Origin of the sequence: Hypericibacter terrae (assembly GCF_008728855.1) — a bacterium.
GTDB classification, from domain to species: domain Bacteria; phylum Pseudomonadota; class Alphaproteobacteria; order Dongiales; family Dongiaceae; genus Hypericibacter; species Hypericibacter terrae.
Map to the genome: position 1 here is coordinate 4,410,543 of NZ_CP042906.1, position 15,989 is coordinate 4,426,531.

At 66.4% G+C, this 15,989-nt stretch carries 14 protein-coding genes and 2 pseudogenes; 4 read left to right on the forward strand and 12 right to left on the reverse strand.

The genetic code is table 11. The features are described 5' to 3' along the window. The first annotated feature begins 1 nt into the window (after position 1). Positions 2-1,294, forward strand: a complete 1,293-nt coding sequence (locus tag FRZ44_RS20270; protein ID WP_151178887.1) for a YeaH/YhbH family protein — start codon at positions 2-4, stop codon at positions 1,292-1,294. Further along, positions 1,291-2,850, forward strand: a complete 1,560-nt coding sequence (locus FRZ44_RS20275) for a SpoVR family protein (protein WP_151178888.1) — start codon at positions 1,291-1,293, stop codon at positions 2,848-2,850. The genes FRZ44_RS20270 and FRZ44_RS20275 overlap by 4 nt, the downstream gene beginning before the upstream one ends. Before the next feature lie 19 nt (positions 2,851-2,869). Here FRZ44_RS20275 and lysA read toward each other — a convergent pair whose 3' ends face one another. From lysA to FRZ44_RS20315, 8 genes are all read right to left on the reverse strand, one after another. Then, positions 2,870-4,288, reverse strand: coding sequence for a diaminopimelate decarboxylase (gene lysA, locus FRZ44_RS20280; protein WP_191908210.1), 1,419 nt, complete (start codon positions 4,286-4,288; stop codon positions 2,870-2,872). Between the two features lie 55 nt (positions 4,289-4,343). Beyond that, positions 4,344-5,837: a M81 family metallopeptidase gene (locus tag FRZ44_RS20285; RefSeq protein WP_151178890.1), complete on the reverse strand. Its 1,494-nt coding sequence runs from the start codon at positions 5,835-5,837 to the stop codon at positions 4,344-4,346. 15 nt (positions 5,838-5,852) lie between these two features. Next, positions 5,853-6,824 carry an oligopeptide/dipeptide ABC transporter ATP-binding protein gene (locus FRZ44_RS20290; RefSeq protein ID WP_151178891.1) on the reverse strand — a complete coding sequence of 324 codons (972 nt, stop codon included), beginning with the start codon at positions 6,822-6,824 and terminating at the stop codon, positions 5,853-5,855. Next, positions 6,821-7,780 (reverse strand): ABC transporter ATP-binding protein, encoded by a 960-nt coding sequence (locus tag FRZ44_RS20295; protein WP_151178892.1) that lies wholly within the window; start codon positions 7,778-7,780, stop codon positions 6,821-6,823. Before FRZ44_RS20295 ends, FRZ44_RS20290 begins: the two co-directional genes overlap by 4 nt. Positions 7,781-7,786: 6 nt before the next feature. Further along, entirely contained in the window at positions 7,787-8,650 is an 864-nt protein-coding gene (locus tag FRZ44_RS20300) for an ABC transporter permease (RefSeq protein WP_151178893.1), read from the reverse strand. Continuing rightward, on the reverse strand, positions 8,647-9,576 hold the full coding sequence (locus FRZ44_RS20305; RefSeq protein ID WP_151178894.1) for an ABC transporter permease: 930 nt from the start codon (positions 9,574-9,576) through the stop codon (positions 8,647-8,649). The genes FRZ44_RS20300 and FRZ44_RS20305 overlap by 4 nt, the downstream gene beginning before the upstream one ends. Before the next feature lie 32 nt (positions 9,577-9,608). After that, a complete protein-coding gene (locus tag FRZ44_RS20310) occupies positions 9,609-11,201 on the reverse strand; it encodes an ABC transporter substrate-binding protein (RefSeq protein WP_151178895.1) in 1,593 nt (530 codons plus the stop codon). 75 nt (positions 11,202-11,276) lie between these two features. Continuing rightward, complete coding sequence (locus FRZ44_RS20315) at positions 11,277-12,155, reverse strand: MurR/RpiR family transcriptional regulator (protein WP_151178896.1); 879 nt, start codon at positions 12,153-12,155, stop codon at positions 11,277-11,279. Positions 12,156-12,331: 176 nt separating this feature from the next. Here FRZ44_RS20315 and FRZ44_RS20320 point away from each other — a divergent pair, with 176 nt between their 5' ends. Beyond that, the gene (locus FRZ44_RS20320) at positions 12,332-12,523 is read left to right on the forward strand and encodes a hypothetical protein (protein WP_151178897.1); all 192 of its coding nucleotides are present in this window, start codon (positions 12,332-12,334) and stop codon (positions 12,521-12,523) included. Positions 12,524-12,563: 40 nt separating this feature from the next. Here FRZ44_RS20320 and FRZ44_RS27675 read toward each other — a convergent pair whose 3' ends face one another. From FRZ44_RS27675 to FRZ44_RS27685, 3 genes and pseudogenes are all read right to left on the reverse strand, one after another. Next, positions 12,564-12,881 carry a winged helix-turn-helix domain-containing protein gene (locus FRZ44_RS27675; protein WP_456077628.1) on the reverse strand — a complete coding sequence of 106 codons (318 nt, stop codon included), beginning with the start codon at positions 12,879-12,881 and terminating at the stop codon, positions 12,564-12,566. 41 nt (positions 12,882-12,922) lie between these two features. Continuing rightward, positions 12,923-13,028: pseudogene (locus FRZ44_RS27680) on the reverse strand (DNA-binding response regulator); the annotation flags it as partial. Further along, positions 13,002-13,289: pseudogene (locus tag FRZ44_RS27685) on the reverse strand (response regulator); the annotation flags it as partial. The pseudogenes FRZ44_RS27685 and FRZ44_RS27680, both read right to left, overlap by 27 nt. 529 nt (positions 13,290-13,818) lie before the next feature. Between FRZ44_RS27685 and FRZ44_RS20330 the strand changes: the two are divergent. Next, positions 13,819-14,034, forward strand: a complete 216-nt coding sequence (locus FRZ44_RS20330) for a DUF1127 domain-containing protein (RefSeq protein ID WP_151178899.1) — start codon at positions 13,819-13,821, stop codon at positions 14,032-14,034. A 114-nt stretch (positions 14,035-14,148) separates the two neighbouring features. On the opposite strand, the gene FRZ44_RS20335 is transcribed toward FRZ44_RS20330, so the two are convergent. Next, positions 14,149-15,882 carry a hybrid sensor histidine kinase/response regulator gene (locus tag FRZ44_RS20335; protein WP_191908211.1) on the reverse strand — a complete coding sequence of 578 codons (1,734 nt, stop codon included), beginning with the start codon at positions 15,880-15,882 and terminating at the stop codon, positions 14,149-14,151. Positions 15,883-15,989: the final 107 nt, after the last annotated feature.

Consider the following 15,989-nt stretch of genomic DNA (forward strand, 5'->3'; position numbering starts at 1 on the left):
CATGGACATCATCGACAGGCGGCTCAATCCCCGAGGCAAGAGCCTCGCGAACCGCCAGCGTTTCATCCGCCGGGCGCGTCAGCAGATCGCCGATGCGGTCCGCGAAGCCACCGGCAAGAGTTCCGTCGCCGATCTCAATGGCGGCGGCAAGATCAAGATCCGCCGCGACGGGATCGACGAGCCGCAGCTCTATCATTCCGGCAAGTCGGGCGAGCACACCCATGTCGTGCCGGGCAATCACGAATATGTCGAGGGCGACCGCATCCCGCGGCCCCAGGGCGGCCAGGGCGGCCGCGGCCGCGAGGCCTCGGCGGATGGCGAGGGCGAGGATGCCTTCCAGTTCGTCCTCACCCAAGACGAGTTCCTCGATCTCTTCCTCGAGGATCTAGAGCTGCCCGATCTCCTGCGCAAGCAGCTGAAGAAGGCCGAGAGCTTCCTGCCGCGCCGCGCCGGCTACTCGGTCTCGGGTGCCGCCACCAACCTCAATCTCGTGCGCACCATGCGCAACAGCCTGTCGCGCCGCATCGCGCTCAAGCGCCCCCGGCCCGCCGAGATCGCGGCCCTGGAAACCGAGCTCGACCTGCTGGCCGACAGCGACGAGACCCTCGATCGCCGCCGCGAACTGGAGCTCGAGCTCGACCAGCAGCGCCGGCGCGCCAAGCGCGTGCCCTTCATCGATCCGGTGGATGTCCGCTACAACCGCTTCGAGATGGTGCCCCAGCCGGTCGCCAGCGCCGTCATGTTCTGCCTGATGGACGTCTCGGGCTCCATGACCGAGCATATGAAGGATCTGGCGAAGCGCTTCTACAAGCTGCTCTATCTCTTCCTGTCGCGCCGCTACCGCAATGTCGAGATCGTGTTCATCCGCCACACCCATGTGGCCCGCGAGGTGGACGAGGAGACCTTCTTCAACAGCCGCGAGACCGGCGGCACCGTCGTCTCGACCGTGCTGGAGGAGATGCTGCGGGTGCTGCAGGAGCGCTATCCGCGCGACCAGTGGAACATCTATGCCGCCCAGGCCTCGGACGGCGACAATCTCTCGAGCGATAACGCCAAGAGCGCGGCGCTCCTGGAGAAGAGGATCCTGCCGCTCTGCCAGTACTTCGCCTACCTCGAGGTCGGCGACGAGGAGGACGGCTTCAACCTCGGCAGCGAGGTGTGGCGGACCTATGAACGCCTCGACCGCGCCGGGCACCCCATCGCGATGCGCAAGGTGAACAAGCGCAATCAGATCTTCCCGGTGTTCCGCGAGCTGTTCGCCCGCGACCAGCCGGTCAGAAAGGCGGCGTCATGAGTTCCGAGAGCGTCCTGCTCGAAGGCGAGAAGAGCGAGTCGCGCACCCGTTTCGACTGGGATTTCGATTCCCTGCGCCATACCTACGGTCAGATCAGCGAGATCGCGCTGGGCGAATTCAAGCTCGACGTCTATCCCAACCAGATCGAGGTCATCACGGCCGAGCAGATGCTCGACGTCTATTCCTCGATCGGCATGCCGCTGATGTATCTGCACTGGTCCTTCGGCAAGCATTTCGCCCGCGACGAGACGCTCTATCGCCGGGGCCTGCGCAATCTCGCTTATGAGATCGTCATCAACGCCAACCCCTGCATCAGCTATCTCATGGAGGAGAACTCCATGACCATGCAGTCGCTGGTGATCGCCCACGCCGCCTTCGGCCACAACCATTTCTTCAAGAACAACCATCTGTTCCAGCAATGGACCGATGCGGAGGGCATCCTCGACTATATGGAGTTCGCCAAGGGCTATATCTCGCGCTGCGAGGCGCGCTATGGCGAGGTCGCGGTCGAGCGCGTGCTCGACGCCGCCCATGCGCTCATGACCCAGGGCGTCCACCGCTATCCCCGCCGCAAGATCGGCGGGCTGGGCGACGAGGAGAAGCGCGTCCAGGACCGCCTCGCGGAGCTGGAGCGGTCCTACAACGACCTCTGGCGCACGGTTCCCCAGAACGGGGCGCGCGACAAGCGCCGGACCACGGAGGCCGAGCGCCGCGAACTGCTAGGCCTGCCCGAGGAGAACGTCCTCTATTTCCTGGAGAAGAAGGCGCCGCTGCTGAAGCCCTGGCAGCGCGAGATCCTGCGCATCGTCCGCCATATCGCGCAGTATTTCTATCCGCAGAAGCAGACCAAGGTCATGAACGAGGGATGCGCCACCATGGTGCATTACGAGACCATGACCCGGCTTCATGAGAAGGGCCAGCTGGGCGACGGCGCCATGGTCGAGTTCCTGAGCTCGCACACCAATGTCGTGCTGCAGCCGGATTTCGACGACCGGCGCTATAGCGGCATCAACCCCTATGCGCTGGGCTTCGGCATGATGCAGGACATCAAGCGCATCTGCCTGACTCCCACCGACGAGGACCGGACCTGGTTCCCGCAGTTCGCCGGCAATGGCGATCCCTGGGAAACGCTCAAGGAAGGCTGGGCCAATTACCGCGACGAGAGCTTCATCCGGCAATATCTGAGCCCCGCTTTGATCCGCAAGATGAAGCTTTTCGCCGTGGTCGACGACGGTGTCTCGGATCTGGTGGTGAAGGCGATCCATAACGAACGCGGCTACCAGACGGTCCGCAGCGCGCTCGCGCGCCAGTTCGACACCGCCCAGAAGGAGCCCGAGATCGAGATCGTCGATGTCGACCTCGACGGCGACCGCCGCCTGATGCTGCAGCATCGGGTCTATGACAATGTCCTGCTCGCCGAAGACGACATCCAGCCCGTCCTGCGCCATCTGGCCGATCTGTGGGGCTACGAGGTGAGCCTCAGCGAGATTTCGTCGAGCTCGGATGCGGTGCTGAAGCAGCATACCGCCGCCCCCACCGGGGCCCTCGCCACCTAGCCAGGCCTGCGCCGCCGGATCATGGGCTCGCCGGCGCCATTTCATGCGCCAGCAGATCCTCATAGCTGTCGCGCCGGCGCAATTGCGAGATCCGGCCATCCCGGCCGATGAGGAGGGCGGCCGCCCGCGGGCGGCCGCAATAGGCGAACATCTCGCTCAGGGTATAGGCGCCGACATCGAAGATCGCGACCAGGTCGCCGGGAGCGGTCGCGGCCGGCAGCTGGCGTGTCGGCGGCAGATGCAGGATCTCGGCCGCGAGTCCCTCGTCGAGTTCGCCGCCCAGCCGTTTCTTCAGTTTCGGCAGCAGATACTCGCCCTCGACGTCATAGAAGCAGTCGGCCGAATCGCAGAGCGGTCCCACCACGCGGAACTCTGTCAGTGCCGTCTCGTTCGCGCGGCTGGCACTCGCCATATGGAAATACCAGCGCACCACCGCCGCATCGAGCAGCAGGTTGTAGCCGGCGTCGAGGAAGATCCAGGGCTGCTCGCCGCGATGTTTCTGGTTCTCCACCCGCGTCAGCAGCACCGCCGTGTCGCCGACGATCGAGCGGCCGGGCTCGAACAGCAGCTCGGTCTCGCCGCCCAGCTGGCGATGCATCGCGGCCGCGACTCCCGCCACCATCGAGGCCGCGCGATCGGGCGCGCCATAGCGGTCCATCAGCGCGTCGTTCCCGCGCCGGCGCCGGTAATCGACCGGATAGCCGCCGCCCAGATTGACATGCTCGAAGGGCCGGCCGATCGCGGCGGCGAGCCGCCGCGCCTCGCCGCCCGCAAACTCGACCGCCCCCAGGAAGGGCGCGGTCTCCGCGATCTGCGAGCCGATATGGAGATGGATGCCGACGGGATCGAGCGCGGCGGGGTGGTCGGCCAAGAGGCGCAGGACCGCGGGCAGGTCCTGGGGGGTCATGCCGAACTTGGTCTTGGCATTGCCGGTCTGGATCGAGGCGACCGCCCCGCCCGTCAGGCTCGGCACCAGGCGCAGCGAGACCCGGGCCCGGAGGCCCTTGGCCGAGGCGATGGCGGCGATGCGCTCCAGCTCGAAGACCGAATCGACATTGATGGCCTTGATCCCCAGCTCGATCGACCATTCCAGCTCATGGGTCGATTTGCTGACGCCGTTGAAAACGATCTCGGCCGGCGCAAACCCCGCCTTCAGCGCCTTAAAGAGCTCGCCGCCGGAATTGACCTCGATCGCCAGACCCTCGCTGCGCAGAATCCTGAGGATATTGACGTTGGAGCAGGCCTTGCTCGCATAGCAGACCGTGCTTCTCGGATGGCCGCCGCGGGCGGCCGCCAGGAAGGCGGCGGCGTTGGCGCGCAGGCGCCGCTCCGAGAACAGGAACAGCGGCGAACCGAATTCCTCGGCCAGCGCCACCAGGTCGCGGCCATCCAGCGTCAGATGGCCGCCCTGGACGCCATAGCCCGCGATCCCTTCCATGCCCGTCACTCCCATGATGTGTCCGCCCTCGGGGAAGGCCGGCGGCCGAAGCCCGTCAGATCGCCAGATCGCGATCGAGCGGGAAGATCGGGCGCGGCACGTTCTTGTAGGGCAGTTTCTCCAGATGCGTGGTGCAGAGGGCGCCGCTGTCGCAGACGATGACCTTGCCCGCGATCGGCTCGAAGGCGGCGCGGAAGTGCTGCATCGATTTGAGCCCGACCACGTCATGCCTCGCGGGATCGATGCCGAAGGCGCGGAACTGCTGCAGGTCGAGCATCTGCGCCGGCTCGGTCGTCACCAGGATCGCCATGCCGGCGACGCGCAGCACGGCCGAGGGGCCGAAGCTCAGATTGAGCCCGCCCACCATCGGGCCGTCCCCGACATAGTCGCCGTCGCTGACGAGCTCGAGACGGCCCTCGAGCTTGAGCGGCGCGCCGCCGAAGCGAGCGTCGGTCTTGCCGCCGAGCCAGACCTGGACATTCTGCCCCACTTTGTGCCGGCGCAGGGCCAGCGCCGTTTCCGGATCGACCATCGGCCCGAAACAGGCGTTCTGCAGGCCGGCGGCCAGCATGGCGCGCAGGAGCTCGGTCGAATCGCCATAGCCGCCGCCGCCCGGATTGTCGGCATAGTCGGCGATGATGATGGGTCCCGTGGTGCGGCGGTAATCCCTGGCGATCGCGGCCGCTTCCTCGACCGAGTAATAGCGGTTCAGCACGTCGAAGCGCTTTTCCCAGATATCGTCTGCGATCCGCTCGGCAAAGGCCTGGTGCGCCCGCAGATCGCCCTCGCCCGTGACCAGCACGGTCGGCCCGACTTCCTTGATGTCGGCATTGCCGAAGCCCGAATTGATGCTGACGGCATAGACTCCCGGCTGCTTCTCATAGGCGCGGGCCTGCGCCACGCGCTCGATCATCGGCCCGATGTCGGTGCGCCCGCCATTGATCTCGTCCAGCATCGGCCGATGCACGCGGATGGTGCGCGGGTTGATCTCGCCCTTCATCGTGCGGTGCAGGATCTCGCCCGCATGCCGTCCGGCCTCGCGCATGTCGATATGCGGATAGGTTTTATACGACACGATGATGTTTGCGAGATCACACATCGCGCGCGTCACATTGGCATGGAGATCGAGCGTGATGGCGATGGGCATCTTGGGGCCCACGATCTCGCGCAGGCGGCGCAGCAGCTCGCCCTCGCCGTCCTCGTTGAAGTCGGTGACCATCGCGCCATGCAGGCTGAGCAGGATCCCATCAATCTCGCTCCGCTTCTCCCGCGCCGCGGACAGGATGGGATTGGTCAGCCGGTCGAAGGCGTCGCGCACCACGAAGCCGGCGGGCTCGGCCGAGGCACTCAGCACATGGAGCAGCTTCCATCCCTGCCGGCGCGCCACGTCGCAGAATCCCGCGAGCTCGGTATTGGCGTCGCCACGCTCCTTGATCGCGTCCTCGCCGAAATAACCGTAGCGGTCCATGAAGTTGCTGTATTCCGTCTTGCGGATGCTGAAGGTGTTGGTCTCATGCGCGAATTCGGCGCTCAGCACGGTGAACGACATGGCTCAGGCTCCTGATCAGGCGGTTGCGGCGGAATTCAAGGGATGGTGGCAGGCGATGCTTTCGTCGGGCGACAGGGCCACCAGTTCGGGCCGGACCCGACGGCAGAGATCGGTGGCGCGGCCGCAGCGGCCGGCGAACGCGCAACCGGGCGGCAGGTCGAAGGCGCTCGGCACCTCGCCCGTCAGCCGCTCGATCTTGCGCCGGCGCGTCGGATCCGGCTCGAAGCTGCTGTCGAGCAGGGCCCGCGCATAAGGGTGGCGCGGGGCCCCCGCCGAGCGCGGGAAGATCTCGACGATGCGCCCGAGATACATAACCACGACCTGGTCGCAGAAATAACGCACCAGTCCCAGATCGTGGGAGATGAAGAGATAGGTCAGCCCCAGCTCGCGCTTCAGCCCCTCCAGGAGGCCGATGATCTGGGCCTGGATCGAGACGTCGAGCGAGGCGGTTGGCTCGTCCAGCACCAGGAAGGAAGGCTTGAGCGCCAGCGCCCGGGCGATCCCCACCCGCTGCTTCTGGCCGCCCGAGAGCTGATGCGGATAGCGGTCGGCGAATTCGGGATTCAGGCCCACCATCTCGAGCAGGCCCTGGACCGTTCCCTCCGGATCGGCGGGGCGCAAATCCTGAACCTGGAAAGGCTCAAGCAGCGCGTCGCGAATGCGGTAGCGCGGATCGACCGCCGAATAGGGGTCCTGGAACACCATCTGCATCCGCCGGCGCAGGAGTCGGAGCTCCTTCGCCGGCAGCGTCATCAGATCGACGCCATCGAAGGTGACGCCGCCCGCACTGGGCTCGATCAGCCGCAGGATAAGGCGCGCGAGCGTGGATTTTCCGCAGCCCGATTCCCCGACCACCCCCACCACCCGGCCGCGCTCGACATCGAGCGAGAGTTCGTTGACGGCGATCATGGTCCGCTCGCGACCGAAGAGGCCGCGCCGGCTGCCGAAACGGCGGGTGAGGTCGCGGGCCGTGACCAGCGCGCTCATGGCCTGGGCCCGTTCGGGAAATGGCAAGCGACGCCGTCGCCGGTGGGGCCGCCGTCGAGGACGGGCACGGTCTCCTGGCAGAGCGGCTGGGCCTGGGGGCAGCGCGGATGGAAACGGCAGCCGCTCGGATAGCGGCTCACGCTCGGCACCGTGCCGGGAATCCCCTTGAGCGCGCCCGGCGCCATCCCCGCCCGCGGGATGCAGCCGATCAGCGCCTTGGTATAGGGATGGCGCGGCTGGGCGAAGATCGCCTGGACCGGCCCCCGCTCGACCACGCGACCGCCATACATGACCGCGACCCGGTCGCAGGCCTGGGCCACCACACCCATGTCATGGGTGATCAGCATCAGCGACAGACCGCGATCGCGCACCAGTTCGACCAGGAGCTGGATGATCTGCGCCTGGACCGTGACGTCGAGGGCCGTGGTCGGCTCGTCGGCGACGATCAGCTCGGGATCGGCCGCCAGCGCCATCGCGATCACCGCCCGCTGCTTCATGCCGCCGGAGAGCTGATGCGGATAGAGATCATGGACCGCCGCGGGCTCCGGGATCTTGAGCTGACCCATCAGCTCGATGCTGCGGGCGCGGGCCGCGATCCGGTCGAGCCCCATATGGAGGCGCGAGACCTGGTCGATCTGCTCGCCCACCCGCGTGATCGGATCGAGCGAGGTCATCGGGTTCTGCATGATGAGCGCCATCCGCCGGCCGCGCAGCCTGCGGTAATCCTCTTCCGGCAGGCGCGCGAGATCGACGCCGTCGAACCAGACGGCGCCGCCGTCGATCCGCCCGCCGATCAGGGGCAGGAGCCCCATCACCGCCATGGCGGTCAGCGACTTGCCGGCGCCCGATTCTCCGACGATGCCCAGGATCTCGCCCGGCGCCAGCGCGAAGCCGACATCGTCGAGCGGCCGGGCCGGGCCGATGGAAACCGAGAGCCGTTCGACCGAGAGCAGCATCGGGGGCTACACGTCGCGGAGCCGGGCGCGGATGTCGAGCGCGCGGATCAGGGCATCGCCGAAAAGATTGATGGCGACCACGGTGAGCGCCACCACCAGCCCCGGAAAGATGATGATCCAGGGCGCAATGAAGATCTGCGCCGAGCCGCTGCTCATCATGGCGCCCCAGCTCGGCGTCGGCGGCTGCGCGCCCAAGCCGAAATAGCCCAGCGTGGCCTCGAGGATGATGGCATCGCCGGTCGCCAGCATGCCGGCGACGATGACCGGCGCCAGCGCGTTGGGGACCAGGTGGCGGAAGATGATATGGCCATGGCCGGCGCCGAGGCTCACCGTCGCCTCGACATAGGTCTCGCGCTTGAGCGCCATGATCTGGCTGCGCGTGAGCCGCGTGAACTGCGCCAGATAGGCGATCGCGATCGCCAGCATCGTGCTTTCGAGGCCGGGTCCGATGATGGCGACGAAGATGAGTGCGATCAGGATCTCGGGGAAGGACCAGGTCAGGTCGACCGCCGCCGTCACGCCGCGATCGAGCAGCCCGCCCAGATAGCCGCTGATGGCGCCGAGGCAGAGCCCCACCAGGACCGAGGCACCGATGGAGGTCACGCTGACGCTGAGCGAGGTGCGGGCGCCATAGATGACGCGCGAGAGCACGTCGCGGCCGAACTCGTCGGTGCCGAGCCAATGGGCCATGGAGGGCGGCTGGTTGACGATGGTGAGGTTCTGGGCGTCATAGGCATAGGGGGCGACCAGCGGCGCGAAGATCGCCAGCAGCACGACCAGCGCCAGATAGAGGGCCGGCAGCAGGCCCCGCGGCGTCGCCATCGCCCGCACGACCGGGCTGCGGTTGGCGGCGGCCCAGGTGAGGCTCATGCCGTGGCCTCCTCCCGCACGCGGGGATCCATCGCCGCCTGGACGATGTCGCCCAGGAGCGTTCCCAGCATGACCGCGATCGCCAGCATCAGGAGACAGCCCTGGACCACCGGATAGTCGCGCTGGGCAAGCCCGCGGATCAGCAGCGTGCCGAGGCCGGGCCGCGCGAAGACGAACTCGACCGTCACGGCACCGCCCAGGATCCAGCCGATGCGCAAGCCCAGGATCGTAACCACCGGCAGCAGCGCGTGGCGCAGCAGATGGCGGATCTGGATGGCCCGGCGCGACAGGCCCTTGGCATGGAGCAGCAGCACGAAATCCTTGCGCGCCGTCTCGATCATGGCGACACGCGTGATGCGCGCGACCAGCGCCGTGCCGCCGAGCCCGATGGTGAGCACCGGCAGGACCAGCGAGCTCCAGCTCTTGGCGCCCGAGACCGGGAACCAGCCGAGCTGAACCGCGAATAGGAGCATGAGCAGCAGGCCCAGCCAGAAGGTCGGGACGGTCGAGCCCAGCAGGATCAACCCCATGACGCCGTGATCGAGGCGCGAGTTCTGGAAGCTCGCCGCGAGCGCGCCGGTGGAGATGCCGAGCATGGTCGAGAACAGCAGGGCCAGGCCGCCCAAGGTCAGGCTGTAGGGCAGGCTCTGCAGCACCAGATCGGCGACCGGGCGGCGCATCACGATGGCGGTGCCGAAATCGCCCGAGAGCATGCCGCTGATCCAGAGCCAGTATTGCTCGGGCAGCGGCCGGTCCAGCCCGTACTTCGCGGTCAGCACCGCGCGCTGGTCAGGGGTGGCGCCGATCTTCAGGAGGCTGTCGATCGGGTCGCCCGGAACGAGATGGATGATCAGGAAGATGATCAGCGAGACGACGACGAAGACCGGGATGAGGGCGGCAAGCCGCCGCGCGATGTAGGTGAACATCCCGGTCTCCGTCCTCTCGCCAGGGAGCCTTGCTATCCGATCACTTCGACGTCGAGGATCGACTGGCCCTCGAAGGAAGTGCCGCGGACCTTCTCCGGCAGCTTCAGCCGCTCCTTGTTGTAGCCGACGTTCTGGACCGGCTGGTAGATCGGCGCGAATACGAACTGCGACAGCAGGTACTCGTGATAGGTGGTGAAATTCTTGACGCGCTCGTCCCAGGTCTTCGAGCCCTCCAGCGCCATCTTGTCGAGCTCGTCGGACTTCGCATCCTTCCACATCGAGACGTTGGGATAACCCAGCCGCTCGCCGCTGAAGAACCAGTCGAGGATGTCGGCGTTGCCCCATTCATAGCTGCGCACGGCGAGCTGATGCTCGTTCTTCTTGTACTGGTCGCGGATCGTGCTCGAATCGAACACGGTGATCTCGGCATCCATGCCGATCGCCTTGAGCTGCGCCTGCACCGCCTCGGTCACGCGCTTGAACTCGGTGTCGCTCTGGGTCCAGAGCTTCACATGGAGCGGCTTGCCGTCCTTCGAGCGGACACCATCGGGGCCGGCCTTCCAGCCCGCCTCGTCCAACAGGGCCTTCGCCTTCTCCGGGTTGTAGCTGATGTTGTACTTCGGATCGACCTGCGATTCCTTGAGCGAGCTGATCAGGAAGTTGTGCGCTTCCAGGCCGATGCCGCCATAGATGCTGGCCAGGATCTCTTTCTGATTGACCGCCAGCGCCGTCGCCTCGCGCACCTTGATGTCGGTGAAGGGCTCGGCGGTCGTGTTGATCGGCATATACATCACGTCGAGGCCCGGCATGGTCAGGACGGCGATATTCGGCTCGGCCTCGAGCTGGGAGAGGAAATCGGTCGGCACGCCCATCAGCAGATCGACACCGCCGGTCTTGAGCTCGAGGAAGGCCGTCGACTGCTCGGCGATCTCGCGGAAGGTCAGTTTCGCCAGCTTGGCGGGACCCTTGTTCTGCGAAAGCTCGCTGCCCCAATTGTAGTCGTCGTTGCGGACCAGGACCGTCTCCTGGCCGACCGTGAAGCTCTCGAGCTTGTAGGGGCCGGTGCCGACGGCCTCGGTCACGCCGAAATTGTCGCCCAGCCGCTTATAGGCCGCCGGCGACGGAATCGCCATGAAGGTGCTGGAAAGATTGAAGAGCATGTTGGAATCGGGATGCGCCATGACGAACTTGACGGTGTGGTCGTCGATGACCTCCACATGATCAATGCCGGCCACCATGTACTCGTTGTCGGTGCCGCGATAGGCGTTGATCCACCATTCGATGGTCTTAGCGTCGAAGGGCTCCCCGTCATGGAACTTGACGCCCTTGCGCAGACGGAACACCCAGCTCATGCCGTCCGCAGCGTCATCCCAGGATTCCGCCAGATGCGGATGGTAGCTCTGATCGGCGTCCTGGACGACCAGCCGATCGTAGATCAGCGCGGTCGCGACATTGAGCACGCCGGCCTTGATCGGGTTATAGGTCGGCGTGCCGACCTCGTTGCTGCCGACAACGAAGACGGCTTCCGCGTCCGCCGCGCGTGCCGGCATCGCCGTCATCGCCATGCCGGCGACGACGGCCAGGCCCGTGCTGGCCAAGAGACGCCTGCGAGACAATCTTTCCATTCTTACCTCCCTTTGATGATGTGATTTTTCCATTTTCCAGCGGCCCTCTTGTCGGGGCCTTGGCGAGACAAGCCTTCACTTCTCGGGACCGGATACCTCCCCCACATAGCCGATGAAGGCGCTGTAGAGCGCCGAGACATCGTTCATCCGCTTCTCGATGTCGGGCCCGAGCTCGTTGAAGACGCCGTTGACCAGGAGATTGACCAGGCTGGCCATCTGCGCCGTCGAATCCCAGAACAGGTTGAACTCGGTCGGCACGATCAGGATCTCGTCCGCCACCCCCCGGCCCCAGTCGCAGAACGGGTCGGTAACGAGGGTGGTCGGAATGCCGGCCTCGTGGGCTTTCTGCGCCAGAAGCTTGGCAAGACGCGAATAGCGCCGCGCCTCGAACATCACGAGGCAGGAGTTGCGCCGGTCCGACAGCAGCAGCTCGGCGAAATTGCCGCCGGCCAGATCGAGCAGCTGCACGCCGTCGCGCAGATACTGGAGCTGATGGGCGAAGATCGCGGCCATGCCGCGCTCGGTCTGGAATCCGGCCACATAGACGCGCGGCTTGCGGGCGAGGCGCTTGACCACGCGCTGCCATTCGCGCGTATGCGCCATCTCATAGACCTTGACGAGGCCGGCGATCTCGAGCTCCAGCCCCTTGGCGAACTCGTCGGCCCCGCTGCGGCTGCGGCGCTGGAATTCGCGCAACCGGTCGCCGATCAGCCAGGGCCGGTCGCCGATATCGGCCTTGAGATCGGTCTTGAGATCCTTGAAGCGCTTATAGCCGATCGAGCGGCAGAAGCGGCCGACCGTCAGCTCGCTGACGCCGATCTTTTGGGCCAGGGTGGCGGCGGTCTCGAACGGCATCTCGCCCAGATTGGAAAGCATATAGCTGGCGATCGCCGTCTCGGCCTTGGTGGCCTTGGCCAGCGCGTCGTTCAGCCTTTGGCGGACGGAAGCATTCATGGCGGGCGGCGGTCCGATCGGTTGAGGCGCGAGGAAGACTGTCAGTTTTCTGACATTCCGTCAACGATGGATGATTTTCTGATATCGGGTGCCGGACCGGTCGGTCCGGCGCATGCCCCCGTGACAGCAAGGGAAGTTCCGCGTTAGCGTGCGGGCATGAGGGATGGGGTTCACCGATGATCGACACGCAGCTCGAAGAGCCCGGCACCGTGCGTCCGCACGCCGACGGACCGGCGGTCTCGCGCCGACGGCTCTTGAATCTGATCGGATGGGGATTGCTGCCCGCGGCCGCGATCGGCCTCGGGAGCTGCGAAGCGCCCCAATACGATTCGAACCGGGGCGTCTTCGTCATGCATCCGAGGAAATGAGGCCCGCCCTGCCGGCAGGCCCAGGGCGGGGCCCTGCGACCTAGGCCGCGCTGTCGGGGACGAACATATAGCCGACGCCCCGCACCGTTTTCAGCACCTCGGGGCGTTCGGCATTGACCTCGATCTTCTTGCGGATCCGCGCGATGCGGACATCGACGCTGCGGTCGAACACTTCCTCGCCATGGGTATGCGCCAGCTCGAGCAGGCGGTCGCGGCTGAGCACCCGGTTGGGATTCTTGGCGAAGGCGACCAGCAGGTCGAATTCCATGCTGGTCATGGCGATCTCCTCGCCGTTCGGGTCATAGAGCTTGCGCGACGCCACATCGAGCGTGCAGCGCCCCATCCGGATCTTCTCCATGGCCGCGGTCGGGGTCGCGGCGCGCGTGACGCCGCCGGTGCGCACCCGCCGCAGCACGCTCTTCACCCGCGCCAGCAGCTCGCGCAGATCGAACGGCTTGGTGACATAATCGTCGGCACCCATCTCCAGCCCGACGATCCGGTCCACCGTCTCGCCCAGGCCCGTCACCACCACGATTCCGATGCCGCCCTTCGCGCGCAGCTCGCGCGTCAGGGCCAGGCCATCTTCCCCCGGCAGGTGCAGATCCATCAGCACCACTTCGATGGATTCGGCGGCCAGGACCTGGCGCATGGCGGCCCCGTCGCCGGCGACGCTGACGGCGAATCCCTGCATCTCGAAATATTCGCGAACCGTGCCTTGCACGTCCGGATCGTCATCCACGATCAACAGGCGGGTCTTGCCATCCATCCCCTGATCCCACTGGTCTCGTCAGCGCCGGAATCGCCGCCGCCGGCACGACACGCGTCCCCTCCCGATGCCGGCTTCCTGACAACCCCGCATCGAGGCGGGAGGTCCGTTGCCGATCGCCGGGCCCGTTCGGCAATTCCAAACTTCCGCCAGAAGCGCTGACACATTACCCAAATCCCCTCCGCGATGCACGGCCGGGATTGGAGGGCGACAATATTCCTGGGAGTCGGCCGGAATTCCGGCCCAGAGGGCCATAAATCCCTGATTCTGGCGGCTTGGCCAGCCATCCTGCCGTTCCTGGGATTTCGGGCCCGCGCATGTCGCCAATCATGCCCGAGGGGTCGCCCGGCTGCCTATTGTTTCAGAGAAGGCCGGGGAAGCAACCAAACCTGCAACAATAGAAACACGATTTCCGGTTGCCAGACACCATGCTGCAACGCGGGGAGACCAAATTCCTCTCCGACGCGCTGGACCGGGGACGATGTCGGACATCGCCGCTGGGGGCCGGCGCCAGACAAGGGAGATCAACATGGCTGTTCAATCCAACGACCATCTTTTCCAATCGCAGAACCAATACGGCATGGTGTCGTCGCTGATGTCGGGCCTGGAGTACGTCTTCGGCTGGTTCACGCGCAGCAACGAGCGCCAGATGATGGCGAACCTCGACGAGCGCACCCTGCGGGACATCGGCATCTCGAAGGCCGACGTCTATCGCGAGGCGCTGAAGCCCTTCTGGCGGAGCTGATGGCGACCTCAGGGGCACAGGGCCCCCTGACGCCACAGCGGCCGCAGCCGCATCTGCCAAACCCTCTTCCCCACGACCCGGGGAAGAGGGTTTTTCATTTCGGCCCGGCTTCGGTCAGCGGGCCTGCTGCAGCAGATGGCCGACGAAGCGGCGCACGTCGTCCGGCGTGAAGGGCTTCTCGAGACAGGCCGCTCCCGTCTCGGCCAGGAACTCGCCCTGATGTTGCGACAGGGTGTCCCCCGTCAGGAACGCGATCTTCCCGGCCATGGCGGGATGGTCGCGCCGGAGCGCGGCATAGAGGCCCGGCCCGTCCAGCACCGGCATTTTCAGATCGCTCAGGATCAGATCGAACGGCCCGGCCTTGAGCTGATTCAGCGCCGCCTCTCCTTGAGACACCATCTCCACCCGGTGCCCGAGGTCGCTCAGGATCTCCGCCAGGGTTTCCGCGATCTCGACCTCGTCATCGACCACCAGGATACGCCGGCTGGGCTCGCCGTCGGGGGACCTCGCTTCGAGCGCCGGTGCCGGCCTGGGCGCCGGCAGGCCCGCCAGCGGCAGCTCGACCGTGAAGGTGGCGCCGCCACCCGGCGTCTCGCTCGGCGTGATCGAGCCGCGATGGGTGCCGACGATGGTCATGCAGAGCGAGAGTCCGATCCCGGTTCCCTGCCCCGCCGGCTTGGTGGTGAAGAAGGGGTCGAAGATGCGGGAGCGGATCTCGGGCTCGATGCCGGGGCCGTTATCCGCCACCACCAGCCGCAGCGCCTGGCGCGCCTTGTCGAACCGGGTGGAGATCCTGAGCCGGCGCGGTGCCGGCCTCTCGGCCAGCGCCTGCTCGGCATTGACGATCAGGTTGGTCGCGACCTGGTGGAGCTGATCCGCGTCGGCCATGAGCGCCGGCAGATCCGGCGCCAGATCGAGCGTCAGCTCGACGCCCGAGGTGCGGAGCTGATAGCCCAGGAGATCGACCGCCATGCCGACGATCGCATTGAGCTGCGCCGGCCGCGGCTCGGGCTCGCGCCGGCGGGCGAGGGCCAGGAAAGTCCGCACGATCTTGGAGCAGCGCTCGGCGGCATAGCGGATCTTCTGGGCGCGGCCGGTAAAGGCGGAATCGCGCGTCGCCTCTTCCAGCAGCAGCGACTGCCCGACCACGACCGAGAGCGGATTGTTGAGCTCATGCGCCACGCCCGCCAGGAGCGAACCCAGCGCCGTGAGTTTCTCGCTCTGATGCAGCGCCTCGCGCTGGCGCGCGATCTCCGCCTCGGTCTGCTTCCGCTCGATGGCGCCCGCGATCAGGGCCGCGGCCGTCCGCAGCACGTCGATCTCGACATCGGTCCAGGCGCGCTCGGTGCGGCAATCGTCGAAGCCGAGGAAGCCCCACCAGCGCCCGCCCGCGGTCAGCGGCACCGAGAGGAAGGAGAGCGTGCCATGCTCCTCGAACACCTCGCGCGTATAGCCCGAGGTGGCGCTGCGCACGGTCTGGATCACCTCGCCGCGCTGGCGCCGGCGGGCCCAATCGTCGAACTCGTCGTCGTCGGGCGTGTCGGGATCCTTGATCGGCATGTTCTGGTAGCGCGGATCGCCGCTGATGGGCTTGAGCGGCGCGACGCACCAGTCGTAGCGGCAGCTCTGCACCATCTCGTTTTCGGGGCCCTTATGGGTCTCGAACAGCGTGACGCGGTCGACCTCGGCGGCCTTCCCCAGGCGCGCCAGCAGATCCTGGATCCCCGCCTGCCAGTCGCCGCCGCCGACGATGCGCGTGGCGGCATAGCCGATCGTCTCCAGCATGGCCTCGCGGCGCGCCAGCTCGGCCGTGACCGAGCGGCGGTCTGTCAGGTCGCTGGCGGTCATTGCTTCACGGTTCCTTGCGGTATCATGGAAGAGCCCGTGATCTGGCGGAACCATGCGATCCGACAATCGGATGAGAATCAGGGCATCGACATGGCGGCTGTGGGATC